Here is a 14,613-nt window from a genome sequence, read left to right as displayed (position 1 = left end):
TGAATGTAAAGGTTAGTCAATCTCCTGATTTTTAGTTTCGGTACCCAGCAACCATACAGCAACTGCTCCGATCAGGATAGCTACGAAGAAAATCGCAAAGATAGATGGTAACGCTATGCCTTGTCCTACGAGTATACCAACCACAAAAGGCCCGATTACGCCCCCAATACGGCCAAATGCAGCTGCCATACCCACACCGGTAGAACGAGCAGACGTTGGGTATAGCTCCGGGGTATAAGCATACATGGCGCCCCATGCACCGAGATTAAAGAAGGACAAGCAGATACCAGCAGCCAGCAGCATCCCTGCCGTTTCCGAAGTTCCAAACCAAATAGCGGACACTGCTGTGAGCAACAAGTAGATAATTAGTACAAATTTGCGACCCAGCTTTTCAATCAGATAGGCAGCGGTAAAATAACCTGGTAATTGTGCAAGTGTCATGATTAGGACATACTCAAAGCTTTTAACCAGTTCAAACCCTTTCATAAACATTATGCTTGGCAGCCACAGGAACATGCCATAGTATGAAAATACAACTGTAAACCATAAAATCCACAGCATTAGCGTAGACTTGCGATGGGGTCCTGACCAAATCGCAGCCAAGCGTGCACGTAACGGAAGTTTGACGCTTTGCTGTTTGTATCGCGGTGAATCCTCAATAGCTCTGCGCAAATAAAGAGCGTACAGGGCAGGTACTGCGCCGAGAATAAAGGCAAGCTGCCAACCATATTTCGGAATAACAAAATAGGCAATAAGAGCCGAAAGAATCCAACCTGCCGCCCAGAAGCTTTCCAGCAGCACAACCGCTCTCCCTCGTTCTTTCACAGGCACTGATTCTGACACCAGTGTCGAAGCAACAGGCAATTCTCCACCTAAGCCTGCGCCAGCAATAAAACGCAGCACCAGCAGCATACCGAGACCTGTAGCCAAAGCAGACAAGCCACTGGCAATGGAAAAGATCAACAGTGTCCACACTAATATAGCGCGTCTGCCGTAACGATCTGCCAAAATCCCTGCCAAAGCAGCCCCAAATACCATTCCTATCGAATTCATCGCAGTCAGCAAACCAATCTGCTCCGATCCGAGATGCCACTCCTTAGCCAATGCTGCGACTATAAATGAGAGCAGCCCCACATCCATAGCATCAAACAGCCAGCTTAGACCTGCGCTAAAAAGCAATTTCCTTTTCTTGGCTGGTGGTAATGAAGTTAATTCACTCATGATCCGCTCTCCCTTAATGCATCGTATGTAGACGTATATTCAAGTGTCTTGTCACCTGTAGTCCAGCCTCTATTGTACCGCAAGCTTCCTCAATCCGCGAGCATTTTAACGCAGAAAAAAACGGAAGATTGCCTACGGCAATTCTCCCGCCTTCTGGAACCTGCCACTTACCGGTTTTGGACCAGACCGATGATCGTCACCATGAGCACCAGCAGCTGGATGAGTGTATCGTTACTCATTCCAATCGCCTCCATCCCATATGAGATACTCCTTCGGCCGTTTCCCCTCTCCCCGGATTATGACGCTTGTTCCCCACTACATACCTATGCAGGTGGCGGGAAGCTTATGATCAATATTAGACACAAATCTTCAAACATACATTTAAGGTTTAATCCAGGACCACTGCAAATCCATTTCCTGAATGCATTCACGACTATCATGTTCATCATTGGCCACCAGCGGGGTCACCGGATAGATGCTCATATCACCTTGCTCATACGTGCTCAATAAAGGCAGCAACTCATCAATGTTCTGGAGCGACGGATCTAGCCATGAATCTATTTGGTCTACTTCCAAAATAGCGGGCATACGGCTGTCAAATTCACGTATATCCGTATTAGCTTGAACCGTCATCATCGTACAGGTGCGTAACGGTTCCTTTCGGCTATCCTGCCATATCTCATATAGCCCCGCGACCGCAAACATTTTCTGTTCCGGCAATACCACTCGGACGGCACACATGCGTTTTCCTAATTTTCGCCAATAATAAAATCCATTGCACGGAATAATACAGCGACGGGTTTCCGCCATCTTGCGATAACTGGGATTTACCCGAACGGTATTCAGGTCTGCATTGACACAATCCTTGCCCCAATAGGGAATAAATCCCCAGCGAAATTCATCAAGCACCCGTTCTCCATCCTGATGCAGCACGATTGGAACATGCTGGGTGGGACTCATGTTATAACGTGTTTTATAATAATACATGACACGTTGTATACCAAAATGATCCCTGACCTCATCCAAATCTGCCGATAACGAAAATCTTTTGCACATATGCAATTCATCCCTCCGCCTTTTTTTACCTATTGTGCGGATATACAAGGAAAAATATGCATAAGGAAGAATTTTACAAAAATCTGATACTCAAAAACATATAGCAATATCCCCGCAGTCATGAAGCTACGGGGATAGATACTAACTTATATCGTTATTACTTCTTCTCTACAGCGTGGCCGCCAAATTCATTGCGCAGTGCAGCAACTACTTTTCCGTTGAATGTATCGGCATCCAGCGAACGGTAGCGCATCAGCAAGGACAAGGCAATGACCGGAGTTGCTGCCTGAAGATCCAGTGCTTCCTCAACTGTCCATTTACCTTCGCCGGAAGAGTGCATAACCCCACGGATTTCCTCCAGGTTTGCATCTTTGGAAAATGCGCGTTCTGTCAAGCCCATCAGCCAAGAGCGGATAACGGAACCGTTGTTCCACACACGCGCTACTTGTTCGTAATCAAAGTCAAAGTTACTTTTCTCCAGCACTTCAAAGCCTTCACCGATGGATGCCATCATGCCGTATTCCACACCATTGTGAACCATTTTCAGAAAATGTCCGCTACCGGATTTACCTGCATACAGATATCCATTTTCCACCGCTGTATCGCGGAAAATAGGCTCAACAACTGCCCAAGCTTCTGGATCGCCACCGATCATATAACAAGCACCGTTGCGCGCGCCTTCCATACCGCCAGAAGTTCCTGCATCCATGAAGCTAATACCATATTCTTTCAGACGGGCATGGCGAGCAATGGACTCTTTGTAATGAGAGTTTCCGCCTTCGATAATGATATCTCCTTTGGACAACATCGGTTGAAGCTGATCCAGTACAGAATCAACAATTTGGTGAGGAACCATAATCCACAGCACTCTAGGGGATTGAGTTGCTTGCACAAGCTCTTCCAAAGTAGAAGCACCCTTAGCTCCATATTCCTTCATTTCTTGGATTGCAGCTGCGTTGACGTCATAAGCCACAACTTCATGCTTATGATCGATCAGGTTTTTTCCAAGATTCAAGCCCATTTTTCCCAAACCAATTAATCCTACTTGCATTATAAAGGCCTCCTGCCGTAGCAAATATATATTTTGTATACACTTTTTTTATGTTGGGTTAAGCACGAACGACTGCTTTTTCAGAGCTTTCGGACTTTTCGTCCAACCACCATGTAAAGCCTTGTTCTTCCAACAATTGATCTGAAGCTTCTGGACCGTAAGAGCCTGCCGCATACGTGTGAAGCGGAACTTCACCACGGGCAAAAGCTTCCAGTACTGGTTGAACCCACACCCATGAAAGCTCCACTTCGTTCCAATGAGCAAAAAAGGTGGAATCACCGCGCAGCGCATCATAGATGAGGCGTTCATAGGCTTCTGGAACATCCTTGGCCTCGGAATGATAATTCATCAGAACCGTCTCCAGCTGGCCATTGTTCAGCGGATCTCTACTGTTCAAACGAAGTGTTACTTTTTCATCCGGGTTAACATGGATGATCAGCAAGTTCGGGTCTGTAGGCTGCCCTTGAGCAGCATAAGGATCTGTGTTGTCCTTTTTAAATTCCACGACGATACGAGTGGATTTTTCTTTCATGCGTTTGCCAGTACGAATATAGAACGGCACACCCGACCATTGTTCATTATCAATCCAAAGACGAGCTGAAATGAACGTATCATTTTGCGAATCAGGTCCGATGTCCGGCTCTTCTTTATAGGATGGAACTGCTTTTCCGTTGATTTCACCTTCGGTATATTGTCCTCTAACTACGTTGGATTTAATATCGGAAGGATCGAGGGCACGAAGCGCGTCCATCACCTTACTTTTCTCGTCCCGCACCTGGTCAGCTGTGATATGTCCCGGTTTGTCCATCGCCGTCATCATCAGCACCTGCAGCATGTGATTTTGTACCATATCACGAATAGCACCGGAGTGATCGTAGTATCCTGCTCGCTCCTCTACACCTACAGTCTCAGAAGCGGTAATTTGCACATTGGCAATGTACTGGTTGTTCCAGATCCCTTGAAGCAATGGATTAGCAAATTTCAAGGCTTCCAGGTTTTGAACCATAGGTTTACCTAAGTAATGGTCAATACGATAAATTTCATCCTCAGCAAAGGTTCTGCTCAGGCGATCATTCAGCTCACGTGCCGATTCCAAATCATGCCCAAATGGTTTTTCAATAATGAGTCGTTTCCAACCCTTTGTTTCAGCTAAACCACTTTCCCGAATATTGTGGGCAATCACATCAAAAAATTCCGGTGCCACCGATAAATAAAACATGCGGTTCCCCGGAATTCCCAAGTCATTTTCACGTTGCTCAGCAAGTTGTAGCAGCTTTTTATAATCTTCCGGGTGGTTAACGTTCAATGCGCTGTAACGGAAAGCACTTAAGAACTGATCCATCTGTGCACGGTCTTCATTCACATGTCTGGAAAAATCCTTAATGGATTGCTCTACATTACTTTGAAATTGCTCGTCTGCCACTTCACGACGCCCCATCCCAATTACAGAAAAGGAAGCCGGAATTTTACCTTCTACAAACAAATTATACAAGGCAGGGTAAATTTTGCGTTTGGCCAAATCCCCTGTCGCTCCAAATAAGACAAATGTCATTGAATCCATGAAATATTCCTTCTTCCCATTATAAAAGATGAGGTTATTAAAAGTTACCTGAGGAATTAACGTAACCCATAATACACCCAAAATAAGGGGCAAGTCAATCAAATTTTAGCGAAATCGTGAACATTCGATATATCCTGTAATGATAACGTTTTCTGTGGTATGATTGACGATAGGAAAGAGAAAAAACTGTTAAAATTGTCACAGTTGATACAATGCATTATAGTTACTATTGGTATACAGAGTTACTTTTAGTATACTGTTTAAAACAACAATGAAATTGAGGGGATTCAGATGAGCGACGACAGGCAGCCTAAGCTTTTGTGCGGTAAGGTGGAACAGTCCTTTCAGATCATCAGCAAAAAATGGACCGCTCTCATCATTCATACTTTGATGGAACATCCCAAACGATTTAGTGAAATTCAAGTCTCCATACCTGATCTTAGCAAACGCATGCTCAACGAGCGCATCAAGGAACTAGAGCTTTCCGGCCTAATCCTTCGCAATGTCATCACAGAGCGGCCTGTGCGTACCGAATATTCGCTGACACGTAAGGGTAAAGAGCTAGGTGATGCATTGAATGGTGTGGAGAGCTGGGCCGAAAGATGGCTCTAAACCGCTAACAGGAGATCGGCAAATACGCTCTCCTGTTATTGTGTTACTCCATGTGGATCATAATACAAGCAATAGGACGAAAATAATGGGACAACCACGCAATAGCTCATGATTTCAGTAATGAGCCAGGAAAGGATGAGACCGATGGCATTTGGCATCACCCGACAGGAACTACTGACCTGGAAAAGAGAGGTCAGCCGTGGCCAGATTGCTTTTCTAACGCATTATTGGCTGGATGACCGCTTTCCAAGCATTACAACTGTCACCAAGGTGGGCTGTTCTGACTTGAATAAGCTACGCTCATGGTGCAAGCTCAACGGATTGAACCCCCAGTATATACATCAGCGTCAGCCCTATCCTCATTTTGATCTCATCGGTAACAAACAGACGGAAATTTTACGCAAGTATGGCATGAGCGATCAACTAAGACGCTTCGAGCCTCATCTTCAACCAAGTACACGCCCATCGTTCTAGACCGCAGCTCTCAGAGTTGCGGTATTTTTGTTTTCATACCAGATAATACCTTGTGTATCCAGATTGCTGACATAGCTCCTTCTCCCATTGCAACCGTCGCTTGCTCGGCATGAGCCCCTAAGTCTCCGGCCACCCATACATTTTCCACGTTTGTCATTTTGCTGCGAGGATGCGTCTCAATATGCTTGTTATGCAGCAGATGTACACCCAGTTGCTCCGCCAGCTCTGAATGAACATGGTTGCTTCCAAAAGCTAAGAAACCCCTCTCTGCTCGGACCACTTGTCCATCAGCCAATCGCACTCCTTCAAAACAGCCCGGTTGTCCCGTGATAATCTCAGAAATGGTTGCTTCCTTATATTCAATCCCTTTTTCCCGCAGCTTCACGATCAGCTCGTCCGGTACTTCTGAACGCTCATGATTGACATAGACAAGGTGATCGGTACGTGCCGACAAAATCAAGGCCATGGAAGCTCCCGCTTTGCCCGCCCCCATGACGACTGTACTGCGATCCTGGACCTCATACCCGTCACAGTCCGGGCACACATATACACTGTTGCCCAAGCAGGCTTGTAGCCCTTCCAGCTTTGGAAAACGGTCCGTCAGCCCTGTGGCCAATAACAGCGTTTTTGACGTATAAACTGACCCTGTCTCCATTTCAATGTCAAAAAGCTCATCTCTCTTGGTCGCTTTTATCGCCTTACCATCAACAAATTCAGTGCCTAGCCTCGTGGCTTCACTACGTCCAAGCCGTCGTAGCTCTTCACCAGAAATCCCATCAGGAAAGCCCAAAATATTATGATACTGATGGCACAGCGTAGATCGACCATAGCCCGAATCGATCACCAGCACCCGATGACTGCTGTATCTACCCAATTGAATGGCTGCTTGCAATCCGGCAATTCCCCCACCGACAATAATGCAATCGTAGTTCATGTCCTAATTCCTCCTTCAAATACGCGCAAATGCTAAACATCTGCAAAAAAAGCAATCACACTTATGTAAACTTCTCATCCAATTTCAAACATAATATCACCCACTTACGGATGAATTAACCTATAAAAATTGAAATCACAAACAGCACTGCGGATTATCCACAGTGCTGTTTTCAGGTTTTCATGTCAAACCTGAATCATCATACTAATATGATCATTATTTAAATGTTTTTACGCGTTCTTCAATCGGCTGGAATTCCTTATCACCTGGTTGGAATGTCGGTTTACCAAATGGCATTTCAGCAATCAGTTTCCAATGTTCAGGAATGTTCCATTCATTTTTCACTTTTTCGTCGATCAAAGGATTATAGTGCTGAAGAGATGCGCCCAATCCTTCTTGCTCCAGAGCCGTCCATACAACCAGTTGCAGCATACCGTTAGATTGATTGGCCCAGATTGGGAAATTGTCCGCATACGCTTCAAATTGTTGTTGCAGACCAGCTACCACGTTGTTGTCTTCAAAGAACAAGACCGTTCCGTAACCGCTGCGGAAACCGTTCATTTTCTCAGCAGTAGATTTGAATTGTTCTTCATTGCCTACCACTTCCCGCAAAATATCTTCTGTAATATTCCACAGTTTGTCATGATGCTCTCCGAGCAACACTACAGCGCGTGAAGTTTGGGAATTGAAAGAGGTAGGTGTGTACTTCACAGCTTCCTCTACGATCTCTTGAATCCGTTGGTCAGAAATTACTTGTTCTTTGCTAATGCCATAATAGGAGCGTCTGTCTTTCAGAGCTGTGAAGAAGTCTTTAGTCATTTTGTTACCTCCTGAGAAAAATTAATTACTTTTCGTAACTTAATATACATCGCATATATCTTAAAGTCAAGAGATTTCTTTTTAAATATTACCAGTTAGTCGAAAATTATACGCCGCCATTATATTTTTTCTCACTAGAAGAGGTGTGCTTGGTTACATCCTTGTCTCTCTCCTCTTGTCTTTCCATCTTTAAATCCTCTACGGGAATGGCATCTACCGTCTGCTCGATTTCAAAACGGTCGAACAAGCTTTCCTGATCTGTCGGATACTGCTCTGCATGATCACGATTAATCGGCTGTTCCTGATGTTTAGATTCCGTTGTCTCTTTCCCCGTCTGGCTTTTTTGCTCATTCTCACCGTGTAGCTTATCTTCAAATGGGTTCATCTTTCTTCCCTCCCTATCGGATTGGTATCCACAGTATACTTTTACCTTTCAGGTTGGGGATTAAACGCAAAAAAGAGAAAATCTCCGAAAGATTTTCTCTACTCATGCTCTTATAGATCGTTGACTGGGTTATTCCGAGCTGGATTTACGTGTACACTCATGAAAAAGATGAGGTTCCAGCTTCTCTCCCGCTACGAGCTTCTGCACCAGCTTTGTACCTGAGGCGGGGGTCATTTGACCATACCAGTCCCCTTGCGGATATACGATCACAACCGCAGCATCATGACAGCGCCCATTACAACGAGTTCTGGTCGTGTGAATATAGGCTTCTGCATGCTGTTTACGAATTTCATCCCGAATTGCTTGTGTAACTTCTTCGCCTTCATGTCGCATACATGTGCCTCCATTGCAGATCAACACATGATGCTTCATCGGTTCTAAATCAAAAATAGCCATAGCTTCCCCTTTAATCAACAGTTGTTGGTTTTATATCAATGTTTATCTGGATAAAGAACAAGCCGTGCTTCCATCTGCCCGTCTTCAATCGTCAGCACGATAAATGAGTATTCGTCTTCACCGCGCTTGTCCGTCGGAGACCCCGGATTAAGGACAAGCAGATCATCTATCTTTTTGACCACAGGAATATGCGAATGTCCATAAATCAGGCAATCCAATGTTTCTCCCTTAAATGTATTCAGTGCGATATTCTCTGTCGAGCCGCGCCAGCCGTGACCATGAACCATGCCGATCCGCTTGCCTTGGACTTCAACGATTCGTTGATAGCCTAGACGCTCCACGATGTCGGTTCCATCATTGTTCCCGGCAATGCCCTTCACAGGGGCAAATTCAGCTAGACGTTCATATACGAACCAATCCGTCCAGTCTCCGGCATGGAGAATGAGGTCACTGCCTTTTAACTCCTGCACAAGCCGACTAGGCAGTGTTTTGCTTCTGTGTGGCATATGAGTGTCTGAAAGTACGATGATTTTCATATCAATTTCTCCTTACCAGCGTCTTCACACGGATGAACTTTGTTGCCCAACCCGCTGCTGGAGCGCCTGCTCCAGATCTCGCAACGTAACGGTCTCGAAAAACGCCTGGATTTTCTGCTCTGCCACGGTGTATAAACCATCCAACAAAGCGTCTATGTTCCTGCCAACCTCGCAATTATGATTGCTGTCGGTATGAATGGCAAACAACGGACCTTCATCCTTGGTCGCTTCATAGATCATTTTCAGATTGATGTTTGAACTCGACATGCTTAGACGAAAGCCGCGCGCTCCCGGTGACGAATCCACCAGACCCGCTTGCTTGAGTCGGCTCATAATTCTTCTTACAACTACCGGGTTGGTATTGATGCTGGAAGCAATAAGTGACGAAGTCATTCGCTCGGGTGCCCCTTCGGCAAGAAGAAGCAGACAATGGATACTAACGGAAAAATGGGTACTCATGTTAACCACCTTTATATGTGTGCCTCATTAAATGTTTGATAAAATGCATGTTTCCATCATACCACAATAGAGGCAACGACACAGTGCTAACTATTCCTTACTCCGGAAAATAGTCATTTTCAGGGCGTACTCGCACTTTTAGTTGGCGCACACTATATTCCAACTGCTTAATGATATCCTCCAGTTGACGACGGTCAAGTGCATTAAAGTCGGTGGCAGGCTTGGGTGCACTTTTCAAATCACGTATGGTTGCCTGCTGCTCCTGCCACTTGTCCATCAGGTCGGCTATATTCGCATAAAAGCGTTCATAATCCTTGATTACTTCATCCAGAAAGGCATCCACCTCATCCGGATCATAGCCGCGCATTTTATTTTTGAACTGTTTCTCATGAATGGAGAGCGCGTCCAGCTGAATGCCCAGTTGTTTAAACAACTGCTTTTGCTTATCCAGACGACGCTTCATATGTTCATCCATCGGTTTTCCCTCCTTAACACACTATTCTTTTTATATCACATTCTAGGCTGGGAATAAAAGTCTCTGCTGATTGCTAGGGTCTATGAACGGGTATAAAAGAGCATACACGCCAGTCATACAGACCATGAAGGGGAGAGATGATCATGAACCATTTGAACGATTCGCAGCTTGCAGAGCTGAAACATATGTTATTGGAGCAGAAAAAGGATTTAGAAAAACATTTTAAACAAAACGGTCAGGAAAATACGAAATTGGGAGAAACACTGACAGATTCCACAGGGGAACTCTCATCCTATGATAACCACCCTGCTGATATAGGGACGGAAACCTTTGAACGATCCCGTGATCTGGCGATTAATGAGTCGCTGGAAAACGAGCTGGAGCAGGTTAATGCAGCCCTGCAACGGATGGAAGATGGGACGTATGGAATATGTGTGGAGAGCGGCGAAGAAATTCCTTTTGAACGGTTACAAGCCATTCCATATACAGCCTATACCGTCGAGCACACGCCAACACGGGAATTATCGAATGACCGTCCAATCGAGGAACAGGTTATGACTCCGCCGCCCAAAGGTGCAGGTGAGGTTCGCCAACGGAATGCAGGACGATTTGACGATGCGGGCGCATGGGACGCAGTAGAAAAATACGGCACATCGAATTCGCCTGCGACAGCCGCCAAGCGTGATGTCACAGATTATGATGAAAATATGTAATGCTCGAATGTGCAAAGACTCATTAAAAATATCTATGTATTAGTTCATCTAAAAAAGCAGCTTGTCCTTGAGACAGGCTGCCTTTTTATGTCTTCTGGGAATACGGTAATCCTGCTTATCCAATCTCTATCCGTTTACGACTGCGAGCTGATTCAATACAGGCGTCGATCACTTTCATATTACTAACCGCATCTTCTGGCTCATATGGCAAAGGAATACCGTCAAGTACGGCTTTGGCAAAAGCATCAGCTTGCAGTTCAAAAGAATTAAAACCCTTTAGACGTTCCTCACGCGTAACCGAACCAACGTGAACGAAAATTTGCGGTACGACAGAGGTTCTTTCCCAACCGAACATTTTGGGCATCGCAATCGTACCCTTGCTGCCGAGAATTTCCATGTTGGAACGGTTGGCTGCCCACATGCCACAATCGAAAGTAAGGTTGACTCCACCCGGAAATTCCAGCAGACCGGAGGCCATCATATCAACGTTGTCATGCTCCGGGGAAAATAAAGCATGTACCGTCACTGCCTCCGGCTCCCGATCCAAATACATACGAGCGGCTGATATCGGATACACGCCCACATCATACAACGAGCCACCGCCCATGCTTTTATTAAAGCGCACATTATCTGCCTGATCGGTATTGTTAAATGTAAACGTGCAATGAATACCGCGAATGTCACCAATTTCCCCACTATTGATGATTTCCTTAATTCTTCGATGTTTGGGATGATAGCGATACATAAAAGCTTCTGCAAAAGTCACTCCTGCACGGCGACATGCTTCAATCATACGGCTTGTCCCGGCCGAGCTAAGAGAAGATGGTTTTTCACACAAAACATGCTTGCCGGCCTCCGCTGCTTTTATGGTCCATTCTTCATGCAGATGGTTCGGCAACGGTATATACACTGCTCCGATTTCGGGATCGGCCAACAGCTCGTCATAGCTTCCATAACTTCTCGGAATATCGAACTCCCGGGCGGCCTCAGTGGCTTTATCCGCATTACGACTAGCAATTCCAAGTACTTCTCCGCGTTCGGATTGCTGAATCGCCGGAATTACAGCGATTTTGGCGATCTCCGCCGTGCCTAAAATTCCCCATTTCAGCTTTCTACCCATCATTCTCATCCTTTCGTCGTCAGGAATAGTTGTCTTGTTCCGCTTTATGCAGCATACCTAAGCAACGGTCCAGGTCGGCTTTGACCTGCTTTTTGTACAGCCGAGCTTTCTCCTCTCCATCGTCTGTGAAATGATAGAGCACAATCTCCTGGAAATCTACACGCGGGTCTGTTCCTTTTAATCGTTTGGTACGGTAAAAAACGCCTTCCTGAACCAGTTCATGCAGTGCCCGGTAGACCTCGCTTTGAGGCGGAACATATCCGAAACCACTAAACTCATCTTTCATCGATTCGAGCATCTGATATCCATATCCGCGATGCCTCTCTACCATTGTGATCAGATAAATTTTGATAAAAGCCCGCTGGGATATCATAAACGCCATTTCACAACCTCCTCTACACCTTATTCAAGTCTCTTATCTTCCATTATAAACCACTCTGCGTCCATAGACTATTTCCTTTCATAAATATGAGAGCTTACGAGAATTCTCCCTCCCTTGTGACTGGTGTTAAGATGACGAGAACTATGGAATGAAGCATTCTAGAGTAGTGTGCGTAGCGCTGAGGGTGATTTTATGATTTTCTATTGTGAATTTTTCATGTATTGAAATAGCATAATACCACTTAAAAAAGTATCCCTCGGCCTTCTTCTGAGGGCTTCGGGATACTTTTTGTGAAATAATGTAACTTGATCGCTGAATCAAGCTTGCTTTTGTATGGCTGGCGGACTTCCTGCCGGACGAGGACGAATCCGAAGACCCACAATCCATTTACCCAAAGGCAAATGTGCCAGCACCCATGTTCCAGCAATGGAAAAGATCATACAAAGAACAAATGAAGCCAATGTACGAAGAACGTGACTCCAATCGGCAAACAACGCACTATCAAAATAGTAGGTTGCGCGCAACATAAAGGCATGCATCAGATACGCTCCATAGGACAATGTTCCGATGGCCGTTAGCACCCTCGCCGCACGTCCTCCCTTGTGAGCAATCCACGTTGCTATCCGATAAGCTACAAAAATAGACGTGATGCAATATACAGCCATGACCGGACGTAGCAGAGACAAGTAATTAAAGGAAAGAACCGTACCTTGCGGCGTCTGGAACTGACCAATCATCTCATACAGCAAGTACCCTGTAATCACGATAAACAACGGCCAGTATACCAACTGTGCCTTGATGACCCAAGCATTCCAACGCTTGATGTTCATCCCGGCTGCCGCTCCTAAAAGAAAATAAAAGAAAAAATAGATCACATTCCGGTCAGCATATATGGTAAACCAAGAAGAAATGACGGGAAGCTGGAGCTGATCCATCACTTGATATACGGGTCCAACCGCGAACATAAGCAAAATATAGAGTACGCTGAATCCAGCCAATGCAGTGGGTCGCCATGTTGAAGGCAGTAGCGCAGACAAACGACGTACAGCATAACGAAACACGGGAAATAACACATAACATTGGATAATCATAACGATATACCATAGATGATAGCTGCTTTTCCCGTTCAACAGCTTCTGGAAAAAATCTAACGGGTGAATAAATCCTCCACCTTGCGCAAGCTGATTCCCCAACTCGTATAAAAGAGACCATATAATATAAGGAACAATGATGTCCATGAATCGTTTACGTAAAAACGTTCCATATTTTAAGGCTCCATCATAATTGTAAAATAACACCATTCCAGTAATAAACACAAACACAGGCACTGCAAATTTGGAACACAGCAGTAATAGTGTCATCACAACTCCGTCCTGGATGCGCGCCCCCTGCGCAACCGCATAGTGTGCGACGGAATGCTGAAGAACAACGGCTGCAAAAGCCAGTCCTCTCAGCAAAGCAACTTCGGAAATTCTCTCTTTTTGACTCATGTCACTCTCCTGTTGCATCTAGCAATTTATAAATCCAGGATTTTTGTAAAATCCCCAAATCTATTATAACGACAATTCTATAAAAATATATAGGAGGATAAACGTGCCAATGCAAGCCAAGCATCATCTGACTTAGGTGGTTTCAATAAGTAGGTAACACATAAAAGCAGCAGTCTTCCCTCTGGGGAAGACTGCTGCTGTAGAAATAACCTGTATACAAAGGAGATAGAAAAGCCTGTTAAATCACGTCCTTAACTAGCCGTTCGGTGTTTACAGGTTCCTTCTAGTATCTGTGTACGCACCTGTCCGCGAATCTGCCACCGTATCATCATATGTTCTGTAACGATCCGCATTCAGAGAACGATTGGTGCGGAAAATATCATAAACATCCCTGTGATGATCAGCGGAATCCACCAGCACTAAAATCTTGCCCTGATCGACGTATGTCTCGTATTGACGAGCATCATCTTCTGGAATACCTAGTCCGACCAGCCCACCGACCAAGCCACCTGCTCCCGCTCCGACAGCTGCCCCGGTAAGGGTAGCCGCAATAGGTCCAGCTGCAAGAATAGGTCCGATACCTGGAATCGCCAAGGCACCAATGCCTGCCAGCAAGCCAGCGACACCGCCTACAACACCACCAGTAGCCGCTCCTGTAGCCACACCCTCCGGTGCTTTGGTGCCTGTCTCTTCACTAATCGTCCTTAAGTCGTCACGGTCACGTGTGATCACAGAAATTTCACTGCTTGGGATTCCTTTGCTCTGCAATTGTCCAATTGCACGAGATGCTTCCTGCTCGGTATCAAAAACACCAACAATTTTCTTTTCATTATAATCGTTTAAGTTATTAGCCATGATAGTTACCTCCC

At 45.4% G+C, this 14,613-nt stretch carries 18 protein-coding genes; 3 read left to right on the top strand and 15 right to left on the bottom strand.

Annotated elements, in window-relative coordinates; all coding sequences use genetic code 11:
- Positions 1-12: 12 nt before the first annotated feature.
- The 4 genes from HFD99_RS13735 to zwf form a co-directional block, all read right to left on the bottom strand.
- Positions 13-1,221: an MFS transporter gene (locus HFD99_RS13735; RefSeq protein ID WP_017428336.1), complete on the bottom strand. Its 1,209-nt coding sequence runs from the start codon at positions 1,219-1,221 to the stop codon at positions 13-15.
- Positions 1,222-1,602: 381 nt separating this feature from the next.
- Complete coding sequence (locus tag HFD99_RS13730; RefSeq protein ID WP_167440915.1) at positions 1,603-2,277, bottom strand: SOS response-associated peptidase; 675 nt, start codon at positions 2,275-2,277, stop codon at positions 1,603-1,605.
- Between the two features lie 157 nt (positions 2,278-2,434).
- Complete coding sequence (gene gnd / locus HFD99_RS13725; RefSeq protein ID WP_044785625.1) at positions 2,435-3,328, bottom strand: phosphogluconate dehydrogenase (NAD(+)-dependent, decarboxylating); 894 nt, start codon at positions 3,326-3,328, stop codon at positions 2,435-2,437.
- 58 nt (positions 3,329-3,386) lie between these two features.
- Positions 3,387-4,889 carry a glucose-6-phosphate dehydrogenase gene (gene zwf, locus HFD99_RS13720; RefSeq protein WP_016821052.1) on the bottom strand — a complete coding sequence of 501 codons (1,503 nt, stop codon included), beginning with the start codon at positions 4,887-4,889 and terminating at the stop codon, positions 3,387-3,389.
- A 291-nt stretch (positions 4,890-5,180) separates the two neighbouring features.
- On the opposite strand from zwf, the gene HFD99_RS13715 reads away from it, so the two are divergent.
- Positions 5,181-5,501: a winged helix-turn-helix transcriptional regulator gene (locus HFD99_RS13715; RefSeq protein ID WP_014599691.1), complete on the top strand. Its 321-nt coding sequence runs from the start codon at positions 5,181-5,183 to the stop codon at positions 5,499-5,501.
- Between the two features lie 144 nt (positions 5,502-5,645).
- Positions 5,646-5,975: a hypothetical protein gene (locus tag HFD99_RS13710; RefSeq protein ID WP_167440914.1), complete on the top strand. Its 330-nt coding sequence runs from the start codon at positions 5,646-5,648 to the stop codon at positions 5,973-5,975.
- 10 nt (positions 5,976-5,985) lie between these two features.
- Here the strand turns inward: HFD99_RS13710 and HFD99_RS13705 are convergent, their stop codons facing one another.
- The 7 genes from HFD99_RS13705 to HFD99_RS13675 form a co-directional block, all read right to left on the bottom strand.
- Entirely contained in the window at positions 5,986-6,909 is a 924-nt protein-coding gene (locus tag HFD99_RS13705; RefSeq protein WP_167440913.1) for an NAD(P)/FAD-dependent oxidoreductase, read from the bottom strand.
- Positions 6,910-7,125: 216 nt separating this feature from the next.
- On the bottom strand, positions 7,126-7,728 hold the full coding sequence (locus tag HFD99_RS13700; protein ID WP_016821049.1) for a nitroreductase family protein: 603 nt from the start codon (positions 7,726-7,728) through the stop codon (positions 7,126-7,128).
- A 106-nt stretch (positions 7,729-7,834) separates the two neighbouring features.
- Positions 7,835-8,113: a hypothetical protein gene (locus tag HFD99_RS13695; RefSeq protein ID WP_025364693.1), complete on the bottom strand. Its 279-nt coding sequence runs from the start codon at positions 8,111-8,113 to the stop codon at positions 7,835-7,837.
- A gap of 129 nt (positions 8,114-8,242) precedes the next feature.
- Positions 8,243-8,569, bottom strand: a complete 327-nt coding sequence (locus HFD99_RS13690) for a (2Fe-2S) ferredoxin domain-containing protein (protein ID WP_019687048.1) — start codon at positions 8,567-8,569, stop codon at positions 8,243-8,245.
- Between the two features lie 35 nt (positions 8,570-8,604).
- Positions 8,605-9,105 (bottom strand): metallophosphoesterase family protein, encoded by a 501-nt coding sequence (locus HFD99_RS13685; protein ID WP_019687047.1) that lies wholly within the window; start codon positions 9,103-9,105, stop codon positions 8,605-8,607.
- Positions 9,106-9,129: 24 nt separating this feature from the next.
- A complete protein-coding gene (locus tag HFD99_RS13680; RefSeq protein WP_013310015.1) occupies positions 9,130-9,564 on the bottom strand; it encodes an Rrf2 family transcriptional regulator in 435 nt (144 codons plus the stop codon).
- A gap of 97 nt (positions 9,565-9,661) precedes the next feature.
- Positions 9,662-10,039, bottom strand: a complete 378-nt coding sequence (locus HFD99_RS13675) for a DivIVA domain-containing protein (RefSeq protein WP_016821045.1) — start codon at positions 10,037-10,039, stop codon at positions 9,662-9,664.
- Positions 10,040-10,182: 143 nt separating this feature from the next.
- Between HFD99_RS13675 and HFD99_RS13670 the strand changes: the two genes are divergently transcribed.
- Entirely contained in the window at positions 10,183-10,752 is a 570-nt protein-coding gene (locus HFD99_RS13670; RefSeq protein ID WP_016821044.1) for a TraR/DksA C4-type zinc finger protein, read from the top strand.
- Positions 10,753-10,867: 115 nt separating this feature from the next.
- Here HFD99_RS13670 and HFD99_RS13665 read toward each other — a convergent pair whose 3' ends face one another.
- From HFD99_RS13665 to HFD99_RS13650, 4 genes are all read right to left on the bottom strand, one after another.
- On the bottom strand, positions 10,868-11,872 hold the full coding sequence (locus HFD99_RS13665; protein WP_017428326.1) for a Gfo/Idh/MocA family protein: 1,005 nt from the start codon (positions 11,870-11,872) through the stop codon (positions 10,868-10,870).
- Positions 11,873-11,891: 19 nt separating this feature from the next.
- Positions 11,892-12,254, bottom strand: coding sequence for a helix-turn-helix transcriptional regulator (locus HFD99_RS13660; RefSeq protein ID WP_013310011.1), 363 nt, complete (start codon positions 12,252-12,254; stop codon positions 11,892-11,894).
- A gap of 317 nt (positions 12,255-12,571) precedes the next feature.
- Positions 12,572-13,744 carry an acyltransferase gene (locus HFD99_RS13655; RefSeq protein ID WP_017428325.1) on the bottom strand — a complete coding sequence of 391 codons (1,173 nt, stop codon included), beginning with the start codon at positions 13,742-13,744 and terminating at the stop codon, positions 12,572-12,574.
- A gap of 270 nt (positions 13,745-14,014) precedes the next feature.
- Complete coding sequence (locus HFD99_RS13650; RefSeq protein ID WP_017428324.1) at positions 14,015-14,599, bottom strand: general stress protein; 585 nt, start codon at positions 14,597-14,599, stop codon at positions 14,015-14,017.
- Positions 14,600-14,613: the final 14 nt, after the last annotated feature.

The organism is Paenibacillus sp. EKM301P (genome assembly GCF_011800295.1).
GTDB classification, from domain to species: Bacteria; Bacillota; Bacilli; order Paenibacillales; family Paenibacillaceae; genus Paenibacillus; species Paenibacillus polymyxa.
This window is presented reverse-complemented; position numbering and strand designations above follow the sequence as displayed.